Source organism: Lacrimispora amygdalina, assembly GCF_900205965.1.
Taxonomy (GTDB): domain Bacteria; phylum Bacillota; class Clostridia; order Lachnospirales; family Lachnospiraceae; genus Lacrimispora; species Lacrimispora amygdalina_A.
This window is the reverse complement of the sequence record NZ_OAOF01000022.1, coordinates 38,610-57,616: the sequence shown is the minus strand read 5'-3', so window position 1 is coordinate 57,616 and position 19,007 is coordinate 38,610. Positions and strand designations below refer to the sequence as shown.

14 protein-coding genes are annotated in these 19,007 nt (G+C 32.4%); 12 read left to right on the top strand and 2 right to left on the bottom strand.

What is annotated here, in order from left to right; translation table 11 throughout:
• The first annotated feature begins 174 nt into the window (after positions 1–174).
• The 8 genes from dnaE (at position 175) to CRO04_RS21730 (ending at position 8,105) form a co-directional block, all read left to right on the top strand.
• Positions 175–2,535 carry a DNA polymerase III subunit alpha gene (gene dnaE, locus CRO04_RS21765; protein ID WP_097006353.1) on the top strand — a complete coding sequence of 787 codons (2,361 nt, stop codon included), beginning with the start codon at positions 175–177 and terminating at the stop codon, positions 2,533–2,535.
• Positions 2,536–2,681: 146 nt separating this feature from the next.
• The gene (locus tag CRO04_RS21760; protein ID WP_166432640.1) at positions 2,682–3,527 is read left to right on the top strand and encodes a single-stranded DNA-binding protein; all 846 of its coding nucleotides are present in this window, start codon (positions 2,682–2,684) and stop codon (positions 3,525–3,527) included.
• Positions 3,528–3,651: 124 nt separating this feature from the next.
• Positions 3,652–3,879 carry a hypothetical protein gene (locus CRO04_RS21755; protein ID WP_097006351.1) on the top strand — a complete coding sequence of 76 codons (228 nt, stop codon included), beginning with the start codon at positions 3,652–3,654 and terminating at the stop codon, positions 3,877–3,879.
• Positions 3,880–3,882: 3 nt separating this feature from the next.
• Positions 3,883–5,154, top strand: coding sequence for a hypothetical protein (locus tag CRO04_RS21750; RefSeq protein WP_097006350.1), 1,272 nt, complete (start codon positions 3,883–3,885; stop codon positions 5,152–5,154).
• 58 nt (positions 5,155–5,212) lie between these two features.
• Positions 5,213–5,827, top strand: a complete 615-nt coding sequence (locus CRO04_RS21745; RefSeq protein ID WP_097006349.1) for a hypothetical protein — start codon at positions 5,213–5,215, stop codon at positions 5,825–5,827.
• A 91-nt stretch (positions 5,828–5,918) separates the two neighbouring features.
• The gene (locus tag CRO04_RS21740; protein ID WP_097006348.1) at positions 5,919–6,668 is read left to right on the top strand and encodes a hypothetical protein; all 750 of its coding nucleotides are present in this window, start codon (positions 5,919–5,921) and stop codon (positions 6,666–6,668) included.
• A 62-nt stretch (positions 6,669–6,730) separates the two neighbouring features.
• Complete coding sequence (locus CRO04_RS21735; RefSeq protein WP_097006347.1) at positions 6,731–7,657, top strand: PolC-type DNA polymerase III; 927 nt, start codon at positions 6,731–6,733, stop codon at positions 7,655–7,657.
• Between the two features lie 94 nt (positions 7,658–7,751).
• Complete coding sequence (locus tag CRO04_RS21730; protein WP_097006346.1) at positions 7,752–8,105, top strand: hypothetical protein; 354 nt, start codon at positions 7,752–7,754, stop codon at positions 8,103–8,105.
• Positions 8,106–8,138: 33 nt separating this feature from the next.
• On the opposite strand, the gene CRO04_RS21725 is transcribed toward CRO04_RS21730, so the two are convergent.
• Entirely contained in the window at positions 8,139–8,501 is a 363-nt protein-coding gene (locus CRO04_RS21725) for a hypothetical protein (protein WP_097006345.1), read from the bottom strand.
• A gap of 33 nt (positions 8,502–8,534) precedes the next feature.
• Entirely contained in the window at positions 8,535–9,332 is a 798-nt protein-coding gene (locus CRO04_RS21720; RefSeq protein ID WP_097006344.1) for a class B sortase, read from the bottom strand.
• A gap of 120 nt (positions 9,333–9,452) precedes the next feature.
• Between CRO04_RS21720 and CRO04_RS21715 the strand changes: the two genes are divergently transcribed.
• From CRO04_RS21715 to CRO04_RS21700, 4 genes are all read left to right on the top strand, one after another.
• Complete coding sequence (locus tag CRO04_RS21715; RefSeq protein WP_097006343.1) at positions 9,453–11,192, top strand: single-stranded-DNA-specific exonuclease RecJ; 1,740 nt, start codon at positions 9,453–9,455, stop codon at positions 11,190–11,192.
• A gap of 18 nt (positions 11,193–11,210) precedes the next feature.
• Complete coding sequence (locus tag CRO04_RS21710; RefSeq protein ID WP_097006342.1) at positions 11,211–12,146, top strand: hypothetical protein; 936 nt, start codon at positions 11,211–11,213, stop codon at positions 12,144–12,146.
• 82 nt (positions 12,147–12,228) lie between these two features.
• Positions 12,229–14,085 carry an AAA family ATPase gene (locus CRO04_RS21705; RefSeq protein WP_097006341.1) on the top strand — a complete coding sequence of 619 codons (1,857 nt, stop codon included), beginning with the start codon at positions 12,229–12,231 and terminating at the stop codon, positions 14,083–14,085.
• Positions 14,086–14,336: 251 nt separating this feature from the next.
• Positions 14,337–18,965: a DUF6273 domain-containing protein gene (locus CRO04_RS21700; protein WP_097006340.1), complete on the top strand. Its 4,629-nt coding sequence runs from the start codon at positions 14,337–14,339 to the stop codon at positions 18,963–18,965.
• Positions 18,966–19,007: the final 42 nt, after the last annotated feature.

The window sequence follows — 19,007 nt, the reverse complement described above, 5'->3', positions numbered from 1 at the left end:
ATACCGTGTTAAGGATTTGTTGTTTATGATTACTCATAATATGACAAATCAAAATGTAACGACTATCCTCTTTGAGGAGTACGCCGGAAGATGAGTTACCGGTGGAAGTGCATCAACTTTTAACAGTAGTTAAAAGAAGATATAGTCTGCATATTATTGAAAAATAATATTTAATTGGACGTTGACTCTGACTTTAGTCCAGACATTCGTGATCTGGTAGTTGAGTATTGTAAAAAATTATATGGCGTTGAGACAGTAGCCAATATTGTAACAAAAGGATTTATGGCTCCAAGAAGTGCCGTGAGAAATGTTTCAAGAGTTCTTGGGATTGAAAGAGACAAATCAGATTATTACCTTTCGTTAGCTGACAAAATCGCAAAAATGATTCCTAATAAACCTAATATGAGTTTTGCAATTTGTGAAGATGAACTAAGGGAAGCTTTTAAAGAAAAAGACGGTGATAGTCCTGAAACAAAAGCCATGAAAAAAGATGCCAATGAAATTATTGACCAGGCAAAGATGGTTGAGGGCGTGTTCTTAAACTACGGAATGCATGCAGCCGGTGTTATCATTGCTGATGGAAATCCTATTAATGATTATATCCCATTAATGCGAGATGAAAAATCAGGAGATATGAAAGTTCAGTGTAATATGACGCAGGCGGAAGATATTCATGGAGTATTGAAATTTGACTTCTTAGGGTTACGAAATTTAAAAATTGTAACAATGGCAATACGAAGTATAAAACAGCGAACAGGAGTAGATATATATGTAGAGCATCTGCCGTTTGATCCAAAAGTTTTCAAATACATATTTGCTTCGGGAAAAACTGGTTCTGTATTCCAGTTCGAATCAGGTGGCATGAAAAGTATGCTTAAGGAAGCAAAACCGGACTGCTTTGAAGACTTGGTTGCTTTAGTATCATTATACCGCCCAGGTCCTATGGATTTTATTCCGAAGTATATCGAACAAAAAGCGCACCCGGAACGCATCAAATACTTATGTCCAGAGTTAGAACCTATTTTAAATAAGACATATGGTGTCATAATATACCAGGAACAGGTAATGGAAATTGTGCAAAAGCTTGCTGGTTATAGCCTGTCACAGGCAGATAATGTAAGAAGATATATGTCTAAAAAGAAAACGGAAAAACTGGAGCATGAAAGAAAAGATTTTATTTACGGGAATCCAGAAAGGCAGATAGAAGGATGTTTGGCCCGTGGTATTGGTGAAACAGTTGCAAATGAACTATTTGATCAGATGATCGATTTTGCAAAATATGCATTTAACAAGTCTCATGCAGCGGCGTATGCAGTACTTTCCTATATTACAGCTTATTTAAAGTATTATTATCCTGCTGACTATATGTGTGCAGTGTTAAACTGTTCACCTATTAAGAAAATTCCATCGGTCTTAAATGACTGCCGGGAAATTGACATAGAGGTTATGCCGCCAGAAATTAATCTTTCAGGAATTGGTTTTACTATTTATAAGGAAAAGATTTTATTTGGTCTTGACTCAATCAAAGGAACAAAAATTGCTTCTGTAATGAAGATCATGAATGATCAAAATGAAAATGGTGAGTATTCCTCATTTAAAGAATTCTTGCGTAGAAATGTTGCGGATAAATCAACGGCGGAGAACTTAATCAAGGCAGGAGCTATGGACGAATTTAATCCAAACCGTCATGCATTGATGAATAATTATAATGCCTCTGCAACGATTGTTTCTAAAATAACAGATAAGGAAGCCGAAGTAAAGAAATTGCGTGAAGTCTTAGCTGAAACGCCAGAAGATAAAAAATCTGAAAAAAAACTAATTAATGCTGAAGAGGCTCTTATTCTTTTAAATAAGCAATTTGAAGTTATTCGAATTGTCGATACGCCTGAAAATATGAAAACAAAATTAAAGGCAGAAAAAGAGGTGTTAGGATTTTTTGTATCAGCACATCCCATGGATGAGTACAGAACCGCAGAAGAGCTTGGGTGTGTTTCTATTTCTGAGTTGTCTGAAACCGGAGAAAAGATCAACATTATCGGTTTAATAGCAAATTTAAAGATAACAGCAAGAAAAATTGATAATAAACCAATGGCAATATTTACCCTGGAAGATAAAACGGGTACCATTGAAGTATGTTGCTTCACAAAAGCTTATGCAAAATTTGGAGAACTTTTAGAGGAAGATGCGATTGTAAGGCTGACTGGTTATGTAAATGAAAAAGAGATTGAATCGGCGGAAAATGATTCTGAGAACGATGAAGAAGAAAGCCCTGAAAAAGGAGATGTTTATTTAAACTTCTTTGCTGATAGTGTAAAGATTATTCAGCCAGATTTAAATGATATACGAATTACAATTAACAGCATGATGGAATGGAATAAAATATTGAATGAGCTGCGGCTGGAGGGATATCTGTGTGATTCTGGCCATCCATTAACGGTTTATGATAAACTGAATGGAGAGTTTAGAAAGACTTACTTTTATGTTAAGGAAGATATTTTAACGAATAAGTCGTATGACGCTCAAAAAAGTGCATAAAAAGAGGGTTCTTCCCTCTTTTTTTAGTATGAAAATAAATCATTATTAAAAAATCTTACATTATATTATAGATATTTTGACAGAGCCAGAAAAATAAGTAAAAAGCTAATACGCAAATGACATATTTTCAGAAGGAGGGTAAAATTATGGCGAGACACAATTTTGTATTTTTATATGGCAAAGTAACAAAAAATCCAAAGATTATTACAGATGGTGATGGAAATTTTTTAAGAGGTCAGTGCATGTTGACAACAATACGTGGTGAAAGAAGTATTGATGATGACACATTAAGTAACTTCAAATATGATTGTCCAATTATTCTCACAAAGAATCAAGATATGATATATGAAATGTCAACTTGGCATGAGAATGATATGGTTGAAGTGAAAGGGACGATTAGTACAAAGGATATAAAACGGACAACTAGTTGTAAACATTGTGGGCATCAAAATTCTAAGTTAGGTGTTTTATTATATATTACACCAATTCACATCTGTGCAATAGAGAAAGACTTAACTAAAGATCAGTGCTTTGAACTTTTGAAGAAAAAGTGTGAGATATCAAATCAATGTATTGTTGCTGGAAATATATGCAACGAACCACAGTTTTACAGACACCCAAATGGGTTATGTCAAACGCAATATCAGATTGCTTTAAATAGAAAATTCCGAGTAAAAGAAGATCCACCAGAAATTAAGACAGATTTCCCATGGATAAAGTCGCAGGGAGAAAGTGCGGAGAGTGATGCCAAATTCTTAATGAAAGGTTCTTCTGTTTTAATAGACGGGATGATCCAAACCAGAGAATTTACGCAAAAAACAGTATGTGAAGAATGTGGTCAAGAATATGAATGGCCAGATCAGGCAATGGAGATTGTCCCATACTGCACTGAATATCTATTAAACTGTAGAACCATAGAAGAAATTGAAGCAATAGAAAATTCAGCAAGTGAAGATACTTTTAAACGTATTTTCGGCAGCCCAAGTGAATGATTACAAAGAGAAAAGGGAGAGATCCCTTTTTTTATTTATAAATCAAAACATAAAAGCTTCATTTACAGGGTTTTAAATTATTACATTATATAAAAGAACAATATTTTGATAAAAGGAGTTTGATATGTATTCAGTAGTAAAGAGTAAGAAATTATTAGAATTACTGCAGGAATTATATCAACAGAATATAATTTCGAAAGAAGATAAAAATAAATTAGCTGAGAGCATTCAAAGATCTTTTACTACAAAGTCATATTTAGAAGTAAAACTTCTTTGGAAGACCATGAATTGTCTTAAAGAAGACAAAGCTTATTTGTTAGATGACATTTATATTATTTTAGGAGGAAATTAATTAATGAATTTTTTGAATGATAATTGGAATAAATCAGGAACCTTGTTTGAGGATTTTATAGAACAGATTAAAAAGCTATCTTCTCAAACAGAGATTGTAGAAACAAATATGGATGATTTTAATTTTTTAAATATTACGGATACAGGAGCAGAGCTTATTGCCTTTCCATTGAATACCAGAAATTTATGGAGGAAAACCAAAACTGCTTTTTCTTTAAAAAACTACACAATCAATAAAGGTGCAATTAGCGCTGTTTATGATGAGACGACAACGGATGAGACCTTAAAAAATGGGCTTATGGTGTTTTTTTCAAATAAGAAAATCAGTCCGGCAAAGTCTTCGGATCTATTTTCAAAAGGAAATTACATGCCTATCTCTGAAAAGGCGATTGGTACAATTGCTAGCCGTATTAAATATAGCGGTTACAGTTTCTTGGAACCAGGTTTAATTAGGGACTTAGCAATTGCAAATAAATTTTCAAAACCTGTATCAGTATATACAATTTTAAGAACTGACCCTGAAACAAAGGCTTCTAAAGTTTTTGCTGTTATGAGTGATAAATATATGGTCATTCCTCAAAGCGTCATCTTGGACATAGTAAATAAGGTATCAGATGAGGCTAAAAAAGATTTAGGAATGACGGAATGCAATAATTGGGTTATAGATCATTCGGTTACAAGAATTTATCTTGATTTTCCAGAGTGTGGAAATGACTTTTCAGAAGAGTATTCTCTACCAGATGAAATAATCCCGGGTGTTATGATTGAGACTTCTGATATTGGAGAATCGGCTTTGCGAATAAAAGGTTATTTTCGACTTGGAGGGAATCTTACTTATATGGAAAATGAATTTACCCAGATACATGCCGGAGAATTAAAAATGGAAGAAATTATGGAAGTTTTGGCAAACCGTATTTTCCCTGAATATCGTATTTATCCAGAAAAATTGGCTAAATTAATGACAATTGATATTACAGATTCAACTATGACGAAAGTTGTGCGGGTTAAGAAGATGACCTCTTTATATCGTGATGTATCAAAGAAAATCGGACTGGTTAGAGCAATAGGCAAAAAGCGTGAAAAGGCGTTGATTGATCAGCTGATTGTAGGTATTAATCCTGAAATTAATTATACTGCCTATGATATCGCGCAGACCTTTTTGACATTATCAAGTACTATTGAAGTTGAAAATAAATTGGTTGTTGAACAAATTTCAAATACGGCGAGAAATGTTTTGGATTATGATTTCTCAGATGGAGATATATTAGTTATTTAAGATAAAAAAAACACATGTTATATATGATACATAAATAAAGAAAGTAGAGGAGTACATTATGAGTTTAAAATTAAATATTGCAAAAATCAATGAAAAAAGAAGAATTGTTCTTGGTGAGGTTATTTCTGTAAAGCCGGCAACTGGCGGAAACGTAGTTAATATTGAGCTGAAAGGTGTTGTATGGAATCCAGGTGAGAAGAAGGAAGAAGAAGAGGTTTTATCTATTGCTTTCTGGAATAATGAGACAGTGAAGATGGCGGATCGCATTGTTGCAGCCAAAGTGAAGGAAGGATCTATCATAACAGTTGATGTATACGATAATGAAGGAAAGCTGATTGGTAATAACTTTAAATACCAGGGACACTGGATTATTCCGGCAACAGATGAAACAAAAGAAAGAAACATCTTTATGGGTGTTGTTCGACTGACTGAAGATCCTGATGGTAGATTTGTGAGAGCTTCTATGCCAATAAAGACAAAAAATGATGAAGAGCCCACTTGGGTATCAATCACCTTTTGGAATAACGAGGGAACCAATGTAGCAGACAGAGCTAAGAAAGTATTAGGTGAAAGGGATGGAAAGAAAGCAAAAGCCGTGATTATCTGCGGTGAGAATAAGCCTTATAATGGAAACCCAAGTTATAACGGTTATGATTTTGTTTTGCTTCCATAAGACAAAAACCACTTTATGTGGTTTTTTTATTTATATTTGTAAGGATAATTACATCATATAAGTGACAGAAAATTAAGAAAAGGAGAATAATATGAAAATTAGAAGTGAAATTACTGATGCCGTCGAAGATATTGAATTTGATGTAAATCTATATGATGCAGGAAACGGGAAAAAAGGAATTAAGCATGAGAGTCTTGAAGACATTCTATATAACCGTATGCCAAAAGAATTGGATGTAAATCATGATATCCAGATTATTACAGCCTCTGCAAGCTACTGTGCAGTAAAATGTACAATCACTGATATTAAAGGAAGAAAAGTATATGGTTGCAATGATGTAAGCCTGGAACATCTAGAAAAAGAGGATGCTTTTGTGAAACAACACCCACTTACTCAGGCAATCCAGTCCGCTATGGATTCAGCAGTAAAATCATATTTAAAATGGCCACGTCTACTGCCAGGAGAAGACAAAACTTCAGCTGCTACTTCGGTTATTGATGACTCGGGTATTGTGCTTCCTCCTAACGAAGAGGTAGCAGCGGTGGAAGAATCGATTACAGAAGCAGATGAAAACTTTGAAATGAATTCACCGGAATACTCAGATGAATCTGATTTAGGGCCAGATGAAACTAATGAAAAATCGGAAGGTGAAGAAGACTTTAGTAACTATTCAATTGAAGAACTTGGAAAATTGCTAATTCCTATAGGAACATACAAAGACAAGGCAATAGAGGAGGTATGGGAGTCAAATCCAACTTGGTTTACTTTTGTGTTAAAGCAAAGTCGTTCTCCCAAATATGATTTTGCCAGAGAGTATGCCCGCAGAAAAGGGATCCAATAAAAAAGAAAAGAGAGGAGATTGAGCTGTTCACGAAAGAATTCGTGTACAGTGCTGTTTAAAAAATGATAGATAAAAAGTGGAAGGATACCTCAAGAACAAAAGAGTTATTATCCTTAATTGAAAACTCAGATTCCTTTGTTTTTTATGATCTTGAAACAACTGGTAGAAGTCATAAGAATGATAGAATTATACAGTTTGCAGCTATGCGGTATGATCTAAAAAATAATCGGGAACTTGACAGAATTAATTTATTTATTAAATGCCCATTTAGCATTCCGGAAAAGATTACAAAGATAAATCATATTACAGATGAACTATTGGCGCAAAAAGGTATTGATGAAGAAATCGCTATTGAAAAAATGCGAAACTTTATAAAAGAGAGCGATATCATTGCTGGGTATAACAATAACACATTCGATAATAATTTTATGAAAACATTGTATTCCGAATATGGCTACGCATTTCAGGTTCGAGAAAGCATTGACGTATATAAATACGCAAAGACGATTGTTCCGCCAGAAGAAGTAATGGTAAAAGATGAAAAAACAGGTAAAATGAAATCTTCCTATAAATTAGGTATCATTACAAAATATTATGAGAAAGACGATGGTATAGATTTTCATAATGCGCTAGGCGATGTAACAGCTACAATCTCTATCTTTGAAAGTTTACTAAAAGATGGAAAGAACTACATAGATGAGGAAAATAAAAAAGAAGAATTAAGAAAGGAAATTCCAAGGCAAGATGCGAATTTGTTATCAGTTAGTTATTTTTCTCCTTCTCAAAATTTAAAGCGAGTCTATATCAATACAGATCAGGGCACTTTTTTCTACGATGAACTCAAACACGAATGGAGAGCGAAGAATGGAAATGTCGATTCTATTGATATGGAATCATTAAAGAAGAAAATATTTGATATAGTTGGTGTAATGACAGAAGATGACTTATTTAAAGAAATGAGAAAAAAAGTTAAAATAATAGTAGGATAAATCACTACAGATAAGAAAAAGAGCCGCCGGCTCTTTTTTTGATGTTGGAAAATAATATACATAATAAAGTAATAATGCTAATAGGAGGAAAGTTATGGGAACGGAATTAAAAATAATTATGACAGTCATGAGAGCCAGCAAGGTGATTACGCCTTATTTAAGGAAAGTAATTAAATGGCTTAAAAGGGTTAAGAGAAAAATCAGAGGAGGATACAGAGGATCTACAATTAAAATTATTTTATTTATAGTGATTGCTTTATATTTATTTCTCCCTGGGTTTAATTTCTCTCTGCTTTTGGATACTTGGAATCAACCAGCCGGGTTCATGCAGAGAATAATTAACATGTGTGTTAATTTATCGAAACAGATCATTGGGATTTTTCTGGGATTCAATTTAAAACAATATTTATTGTTGTTCTCGTGGTTTATTATAAGAAAAATAATATGAAAAAAGAAAGAGGCCGTAAGCCTCTTTTTTAAATTATTTGTTTATAGCACGTTTATTAAGGATTGCTACTTTGATTTTTTTTTCAGTATGCTGCATGATCCGATATTGAACCATACCAACTTTAAACGTAAAATTTGTTAAATTAATCTTCTCATCATTTAATTCTGCTGCTGTAATCTTCTTATCTATGAAATCTACCATTTTAATGTAATCAGTAATTGTAAGATTGTTGTTACATGCCCGTTCGTTATCATTTCGGTTCTCTGGATAATATTTAGGGCATGCATAAAAAGAATCTTTATTCATATCAGATCCATCTTTCATGTACATAAAAATTGGTTCTTCATGCCCATTATCACAATAGACTTCAATCAAATCACATAAATTTTTTATCATTATAATCCACCTTTATTATTTAATTTAATAGTATTATGTGATTTCATTTATTCTTTTGGCAATAATTAGAATTCTTCCATTTTTGTAGCTATATTCACAAGTAATTAAAGTCAATAATTTATCTCCAAAATAAACTTTTTGCCCTGTGTCATATATTTTGTTTTTATTAATAAATTCAGTAAGTTGATTAAACTTGTCCTTTGTTTCTGCTAACAAAAAAGAAGATGAATGATTCAAATCACTTTCTGACATTTTTAGTACTGAAATTACCTGATAGTCTCCGATATCATATAAGGTATCAAATTGCATTTTATCATGATCTAAGTAGTACTCTTTCGATTGATATTTATTCAGACTTGCAAACATAGTTCCATCTTTCATATGATGTCCGTAAATAATATAATTATTTGAATATCCGACAATGCAAGCATTATCAAGATAGATAGATCCTGACGAATTTTTATCTTGATAGAAATCATGATCTAAATAAAAATCTTGTATGCTTTGACTCTGCAAAACGGGATAATCGATTTTTGTATCTGGAATATGTAACCAACCACAATAATCAGCATTAATATTTTTAAAATTTTTATAGGATAAAAATGTTTTTATTCTATCTTTTTGTGAAGCCGAAATTTGTTTGTTGAGATTAGTTTCATAAAAATCTTCAATTTCTCTTTCCGATATTTTTTCTGTTATATTCTTTACTTTTTTTATTTTCAATGTATTTTTATATCCTGTACTATAATAATTAATAAGTAATGTTGAACAAATAATAAAGAAAGCAAATAATAAAAGAAAAACAATGTGATAGATAACCTTTTTTTTCATATAAACTCCTTAATATTTATAGTCAACGTTATTATGAATGTTTTTCTGCCATTATATATTTACAAATTAAAGATAGTATGGAGATAATTCTTCAATCTATCTATATGAAAGGAGAGGCTAATGAAATGGAGAAAGAGAAATCCAGAATTTAATACGATTAAGGAAATCGTTTTGGCAAATAATCCAGGAATATCGGAAGAAGAGCTTCTGGATGATAAAACGGTCTATAAAATAAAAGATATTGATAAGGTCATCAATGTGTTAAGAGATGCCAAATTAAAAGACATTTTTATCACTGTGGTTGGAGACTATGATGCAGATGGTGTAACTAGCTCATCCGAATGGGAGTACATTTTAAAGAGCCTTGGTATCAGACACAGAATTCGATTACCAAAAAGACATTCTGAGGGTTATGGTTTAAATCTAAATATCATTGATGAGATTGATGAGGGCATTTTAATTACAGTAGATAATGGAATAGCGGCTATAGAAGCAATTAAAAAGGCCAAAGAAAAAGGCATATATGTTATTATTGTCGATCACCATATGCCTGTGCTTGATGAAGATAAAAATAAAATACTTCCAGAGGCAGACATTATTATTGACCCTCATGCAATTGAAGATCAGGCTGATTTCGTTAATTATTGCGGTGCTGGACTTACCTATAAAATTGCAGAAGAGTTGTTTATGGATGATGAAGCCATTTTAAATCGTTTATCATGTTTTGCTGCTATTGGGACGGTCGCTGACGTTGTGGAATTAAGAAAAGATAACCGAAAGATTGTAAAAAAAGGCCTAGAGAATTTATTGGTATATAAAAGCAGGACAACCGGCCTCGGAAAATTGCTTGAACAATGTTATATCTCAAAAAGAATTACTGCCGATGATATTGGATATTCCATTGGCCCGGCCATCAATGCCTGCGGACGTCTTGGTGCACCAGTTGCGCCAAAGGAAGCTGATCAGGCTATGGAGATGATATGCTTTAATGGTAGCCTTACAACCGCAGAAGATATGGCAAAAGATATGATTCTAGTAAATAGGGAGAGGCAGTTACAGGTTCGTGCGGCAGACAAAAAGTCAGAACAGATTATTGAATACAATGCTATGTATGGAGATGCGCCTCTTGTCATATATATTCCAGACATTAATGAGGGATTAATTGGAATTATTGCTGGACATTTAACGGAAAAATACAACGTACCAAGTATTGTTTTTACTGATTCTCACAAAGATATTACCGTATTAAAAGCCAGTGGACGAAGCGTGAAAGATGTACACTTAAAGCAATTACTGGATTCATGCAGTAATGATTTATTAGGATACGGAGGACATCCTGGTGCGGCTGGACTCAGTATAAAAAAAGAAAAGCTTGATGAGTTCAGAGAACATATTCAAGAAAATATCGGAGAATTTAGCTTTGAACCTGAAGAATTGATGTATGATTTAGAAATTCAGGAAAGCGAAGTGGAATCAATGATAGAAGAGCTTGACAAATATGGACCGTATGGAGAAGGAAATCCAGAACCGATATTTTTGATTCGCGATTATCACTTATTCCCGAAAGACAATTCGATGTTTAAAGTATCTGGTTCTGAAAATGAACATGTGAGATTTTTCGGATTATCAACTTATGCGAATGCATTTTTTCAGAATCAAAAGTACATCGAACTTGGACAGCCAAAGAATTTAAATATTATAGGAACTTTAGATGTTTCTTATTTTAATGGAAATACATCATTTGGATTAAAAGTTTTAGATATGGAAGCCATACCAGAACCAATAAAAGAACGGACTAGTTTGGCAGAAATGGTAAGAAAAAAAACAATTCAGATTAACAAAGAAAAAGGAATAAATTAAATATATAGGAGATATAACATGAAAACAAAATACCCATTTCAGATTGATAGCATCGTACATAAAAGCAAAACCATTATTAGAACATTCGGAATGGAGGCAAGATTATTTTCTCCACAGGAAGAAAATGAAGAGAGAGAGCCTGCTGCACCATTAGAAATGCATGAAGGATATTCTGTATTTAAAGGAACACTTATTACAAAAGAAGGAACCGATAGAAAATTTGTAACATTCAATATTCCTGCGAAAGATGTTTCATATATCTATAAAAAAACAAGTATGGTAATGGCTGAGGCTCTCAAAAATAAACTAAAATCAGTAAATAAAGTAACTAAGTCTGAAGATATTCCCAGCAGTGCTGCATATACAGTGAAAATGACAAGTGGAACATTAAAAGGAAAAACGCCAGCTGAAATTTTATCAGAGTCAGAGTCAAATAAAGAAAAGTTGGAAAATCAAAAAAAATGGTTGATTGATAATGTCGAGAAATATCCGAAAAATCAGATCCAGATAGATGCAATTGATGAGGCATTAAAACTTAGTGCAGAAGGAAAACTAATTGTTTCCTCTAGTTCTTCAGTTACAAATGAAGGAGAGTTACCAATTATTGAAATCTACTCATGTCCACCAAAGAATGTAAAACCATTGGATGGCGATGGTCGATATACAATTTATGATATTTTGGTAACTTATGATGGAAGCAAAGGTATGCCTTTTACAGTGTCTATTAATAACTGTTTTGCTCCTGTAGATAGAAGTAAGGGTACAAATGAAATTGTAATGAGCAAAGCAGTCAGTAAAAAGAAAATTTCGATGGCGCTTTCCGAAGAAGAATGGTTTACTATGGTTGATACAATGCTGTCTCATAAAAAAATGTTTGAGAATTTGACATATCCAGAGCAGCTAAAATTAGCCAAGAAAATTAATGATGAAAATAGAATTGGAGCAACAACTTGAAAAGCCGATTAGCGGCTTTTTTTATTTTTATAAAATAAATCACATTATATCGAAGAATAAATGATATAAAGGAGAATAAAAAATGAAAATTGAAGGTATTAATATTAAAGGTTTTAAAGGAATCGAAGATTTTAATCATAGGTTTAACAATACGGTAACTGTTATTGATGGCCTTGTTGGTACAGGAAAAACTTCCTTAATTCAAGCTCTGCGTTTTGGGCTAACGGGAGAACTACCCACAAGTCCAATTCGAAATGGCTTTGCGACGGCCTCCGTAATGCTGGATTGTGGTGAAGAATTATGTATTGAACGTGAAATTTCAAGACCTAGTAAGAAATCTGTTAAAATTGTTGGAAGAAAAGTAGGTGTAGGAGCTTCAGAGGAGTATATTTCAGAAATCTCCAGTGTTGGAAATGAGATTATGAAAATTGCAACATCTTCAGAGGTTCTAACCAAATTAAAACCTTCCGAGTTTGGAAATATCTTTTTAAATGAATCAGAAGAGAAAAAAAGTTTTACTGAATTAATCAATATATTTAAAAATATAGATTCTAAAGAAAAGAAAGCAGTTATGGCAGAGGAAGAAAAAGAGGAGAAAGATCTTCCCGCGGATGTTATTACTGAGATCAGACATTTATTTAGTGGAAAGATCATTACACTTGAAGACATCAATAAGGCTTATGAAGAAGCCCGTGCTACAAAAAGAGAATATACAGCTTTACATAAAGCAGCGGTTTCAAGATCAAAAGATTTCCTTGAAATTACTAAACCAGAATACTCAGAAAGTGCATTAAGAAAAAAGCTGGAAGAAATAATCGGTGTGGAGAAAAACATTAAGGCATATGAAGATTCGGTTAGGGATTATAACAAGGCAATGGAAAATAAAAAGGAACAGGAAAAAAGAATAGCAAGAATTGAACTGGAAATTGATTTGAATAAAGCGACTTTACCAAATACAGAGAAATACAAGAAAAACCAGAATGATATTGAAATTTTAAATAAAAAAATTATTGAACAGGAGAAAATACTACAAACTTTAAATGATAACATTAAACGTTTACAGCAAACAATTCTGCAGTTAGATAAACCGGTATGTCCTATAAGTAAAAAGTTGATTTGTAAAACTGATAAAACGGACTTTAGGGATGAACTGGAAGAAGCTATATTTGAAAATCAGGAATCGGTTAACACAATCAAGCAGACGATCACTGAATTTAATGAACTACGTGAGGCGTTGATAAACGATGTAGATGTTTATTTAAAAAATAAGGAAAAATATAACAAAAAAATCATTTTAAAGAAAGAATTAGATGAAATCAAAGCTCACCCTATTGTTCTTCCAATTAAACCTGAAAAATTCGAAATTAAGAAAGACTACTCCGAAGAAAAAACTGCTCTTCAGGAAAAGTTGGATTTGCTAAGACGGTACTATGATTGTGAAGCTGAATACAAGGAATCTAAGCGTTTAAAACGATTCTGTACAATTTATGATTTCTTAGTAAAAGCACTGGAACCAAAAGGGCCTGTTATTAAAGAGTTTTTAGAATCATTTGCTGAATTTCTCGAAATATCCTGTAATGAGAGAGCAAACTTGTTAAAAACTGGATTTGAGACAAAGTTTATTCCGGAAGATGGTTTAAAAGTTCTGTTTAAGCCAAAAACAGGGACTGAATTTTTACCTTTTAGTAATCTATCAAATGGCGAACGAATATTTGCGGAGCTCGTACTGACTGATTTAATTAACAGCTTTTGTAATTCCAGAATACTAATTTTAGATGATACGGACCATCTTGATAAGAAATCATTTAGAATGTTATTAGATTTTGTAACAAGAGACGAAATCAAGGTACTATATGATATGATTATTATCAGTTGTGTAAGCCATGATGATATGAAGGAGGTAATTAAGGAATACGCAGTTGATCGTATTGAGATGTAAAAGGGCAATAGCCCTTTTTTTATACATATATTTTTAAAAATGATGGCATGTTAAATGTGGCGATTTTAGAGGAATTTAGTTTACTAGTGAAAGTGATGACGAAATGTTGTGTTTTAAATAATCATGCAGACTAGTAAAAAGATTTATCATTCATCCTTTTTTCAAAGCAAATAAGGCATAATAATAAAGAACTGATATGGTATATCTTTAACGAAAGGATATGTGTTTTCAATTAAGTAAGGAGGTTTTTTGTGAAAAAAATAAGAAGAATATCAACATTATGTATTTCAGCAGCCTTGATTTCTTCATTAACATTTCAATCTTTTGCAGCAGGTTGGCAGCAGACGCCGGATAATAATTGGCAATGGATCTATGATGATGGATCGAAAGCAGCTAAAGAATGGCTGCAGGACACTGATGGAAATTGGTACTATCTTGATGAGAATTCAAACATGAAAACAGGGTGGTTTCAGGGTGCTGATGGTAAAAGCTATTATCTAAATCCGAATACGGGAGATCCCATCGGCTCATTGGCTATCGGCTGGAAGCTGGTTAATAACACCTGGTATTTTTTTAATACACTTCATGATGGTACATATGGTAACGTACTTACCGGCTGGCAATGGATTAATGGATATTGTTATTACCTTGATTCTGATGGTAGATTATTATTAAATACAACTACACCAGATGGCTTTACGGTAAACGAAAATGGTGAATGGGTAAAAGACGGAAGTGCTGTTTATATTCAAGGAAAAGGTTATAATACACGAATTGGACCGGGAGTGGGATCAACTACAGTAAGTTCTATAAAATCCGGTATGTCCGGTGGAAGTGGTGGCGGAGGTGGAGGGCGTAGCTCTGGATCTGGTTCAAAATCAAATTCGGGATCTGGATCAACGGATAAAAATAATAATGAAAATATAACTGAAAAATATTCCTATACAATAAATTGTATTGATAATGAAACACTAGAAATTATAGATACTTTTGCTTTAACTGCTTCAAAAGATGAGATTGTAAATTTCAATTATAATTTAGACCAATATGAAATGATTCCAGGACAAAATTTGTCAGCAATGGTGTCTAAAGATAAAATGGTTTTTAATCTATATTATGGAAAAAACATAGAGATTCCAGAAGAGACTTATTATTCATATACGATAAATTATCGAGATTCCGAAACAAATGAGATAATAAGAGCAGAAACATATAAAGGAAATAAGGGAGAAACCATTAGTATTAATTATTTTGAAATCGATGGATATAAGCAAATGGAAGATCAGTTAAAAACCTTTGATCTTGATAGAAATGATAAGATTATAAATGTTTATTATGAGAGAGAGGTTGAAGAAGTAGCTGAATATTCATTTACTATTCAATATATTGATAAGAATACGGATAAAATGATTGGAGAAAAAGATGGAGTTGTAAAGGCTGATTCTGAAATTACAGTTGATTTTCCCAAATTTAATAATTATCAGATCTGCTCTGATCAGAAAACTAATTATCAGATTACAGAGGACAATATGATAATTATGATCTACTATAATAACAAAGAGGAGACAGAAGCAGAAACACCATCAGAGGCAGAAAAAGAGATCTATACATATACGGTAAATTGTTATAACCATGAAAATGGAGATAATATTGGAACATATACAGACAGTATTGAAGCAGGAAAAACAGTCAAAATTGATTATCAGATTATGGGATATACAATATTAAAAGATTATTCTTTTCCAGTAGTTGAAGAAGGCATGACGTTTGATATATATTTTACAAAGAATAAATTGGGAGAGGAATATTCATTTACCGTATATCAAGTTGATATTACAACAAAAGAAAGAATAGGGACTTTGACTTATTTTGGAAAGTTAAATGAAGAAATTAGTCTTACCGGAATTGAATTAAATGAATATGTACTATTGGGAAATATACCAGATACTGTAAAGATTAGTTCTGTTAAATCTAATAATGAATTATCTTTGTACTATAAAAAAGAATCTGATTATAATCCTGATAAAAAAGAGGTTCCGTTCACGATTGAATATGTTGAGGCTTATAACCATACCAATCATATTTTAAATAACGTGACAGGAACTGCAGCAATTGGAGATACAATCCCTATTTATTTTTATGAAACAATAAGAACTGCGGATGGTTCATTATGGAAATCCGTAGGAACTAGTCCTAGAATGTTTGAAGTTATAGGAACAGACTACAATTCTTTTACGATTGAATATGTAAATAAAGAGGAACCTATACCTGAGGAAAAAGGAATTTATTCATACACGATTAAATATATCGCTGAAGATACTGGTGCTGTTTTGGGAATCACGACAGGATATGGTAAGGCCGGAGAAAAGGTTGCTTTTAGAAATAACTTTTCAACAATAGAATATGGAATAAAAGACCCATCAGTTACAAAACTCACTATTTCTGAAAATGAAGAGAAAAATGATATTGAGGTAGTATATAAAAGAACGGCCTTCCCTGGCCCGGAAAAAAACGCTGTAACTGGAAAATATGATGGTAATGAATGGCTTGTTGTTTTCAATGATGAGAATGGAAGACAGTTATTACCTGCAGTTAGTGGATTCTCATTAAAAAATATGAGTTTAGTTATCGATTATCCAAAGATAATAGAATTAAATGGAGAAGTTTATAGAGCAAAGAAAGAATCTCCATATAAAGAGATCCAACCAGGAACCGTGTATCATCAAATAGTAATCGAATATCAAAAGGGCAATACTTCTCAGGTCAAACTAGAAGAATGGAAAAACAAGTCACAAATTGCCAGAAATGAATTTTTAAATATGACTCCTTTATCATATTCAATTATCTATAAAGAAAAGAATTCGTGGAATGATATTGGATTTAGAGTTGGTATTGGAGCCGTTAATTCGTATGTTAATATACCAATCCCTGAACTGCCAAATTATATTGTCCCTACACAAGCAATTGAGGGATTTAATTTATCACAGAATGGGATTCAAAAAACGGTTAACTATACAAGGTTTAAATCAGGTAGTTCTCAAGGTTATAAAAAAACAGCTTATAGTTTATATTTTCAAGATGAGGAAGGCAAGGATTTATTTAATCCTTATTCAGGCTTTGCAGCATCAGAGTCTAATGAGACACAAACTGAATTTTCCGCGTTTTATCCTAATAATTTCACAGATGCAGAGGGAAATAAATGGGAGGCTGATGAAACATCTCCAAAGACTATAAAAATTAATGCTTTGTCATTAAATGATAATAAAAATATTATTACTTATCATAAAACATTTGAAAATCCGAAAGAGGATATGGTAGTTAGAGATGGAAGTGAAGCTTTAAAGCTTTTTGAAAATCTAACATCTAAAATATCGGACACCAAAGAAAAAAAGTTTTATATAATTGGGAAAAATTATAATATTCATAACTTAAATCCCGGAACAATGATGGCAAAGTATAATTTGACGAATTATAGCAATGAACTTGTTGATACTTTTGAACTTGAAGGAATTGTATATTATATATCAGAAATACATATATCAAGAAGATGGGAAGAAACTAACTGTGAACATGATTGGGAAGTAATAAAAGAAGTGCCGAGCAAATGTTTGATTAATGGAAGCAGAACTTTGAGATGCCGTAAATGCGGGAAGGAAATAACAACCATTATTCCGGCAAAAGGCCATATTGATTTAAATCATGATTCCATTTGTGATATATGTGGTACAAGGTCATTTGATCAAATACTTGGAGACGAGATACAGGTTGAATTTAATTCCGGTTCCCTGGATTCTGGAACCAGGTCATATAAATTTGTATGTATTGATGATAATTATCAAGGTACGGGAAAAATGTTGTATATGAGTGAAGAAGATATTGATTCTTCCATTTATGGACAATATTCTTACAACAATCAAGTTGAATTTGAAAATTCAGCACTCCGCAATTTTTTAAATGATGTCTTTGCGGACGGACTAACTGGGATAAAAGCTTCACTTCAAACAATGAATAGTGATAGAATTTCTATTTTAACAAAAAATGAAATTGAAACCTACAAGAAGAATGCAGAAAATAAATATTTGTTCCCAAGTGGAGCATATCTAACGAAAACAGTGAGCGGAAGCAATATTATATTATCAGACGGAACAGAGATTAAAGCAAACGAAGCTTCGAATTATGCGGCGAGACCTATTATACTCTTAAATAAACCTGAAGATACTGAAAAACCGTCTTATTCATGGAAAGTTGGTGATATTCAATCCCGCGAGATCAATGGAAAAATATATTTATTCCGATGCGTGAATGAAGCATATAAGGATAAAACGAAAAAGATGGCTTTGTTTTTAAGTGAAAGTGTGATTCCAGCAGATATTATTAATGATGATTCTACCGAGCAAATGGAAACATTATTTTTTGGAAGTAACAATAATTATAAATATTCAAATATTAAAACATGGTTGGAAGCTAATACATCTGATTTAAATACAGAAACTGTAAATATTGGTGTTGATGAATCCTATAGTGGCCGGACACAGACAAATGGTTTTTCAAATTTTAACGAAGGTTTATTAAAGAAACACAGTATGGCAACGCAGTATATGGAATCAAAGTTATTTATACCTTCTGTTTATGAGGCGATATTATTAAAAGATTACTTATGGAAATTTGATGGAAGTAATATCGAGAATCCTGAAACTCAAATAGGCGCATTTTGTTCTTCGTATTGGCTTAGGACTCCTGAATATGATACCGATGATAAAATCTATGTTGTTGATTTAAAGGATGGGACAATTACACCTAAAGTTGTTTCAAGTACAGAAGAAAATTCTTATAGTGATACTGGTATTCGACCAATGTTTTCAATGATGCAATATGAATGATTTTATGGAAATCCTTTGATTAGGATTTCTTTTTTTGTTTTT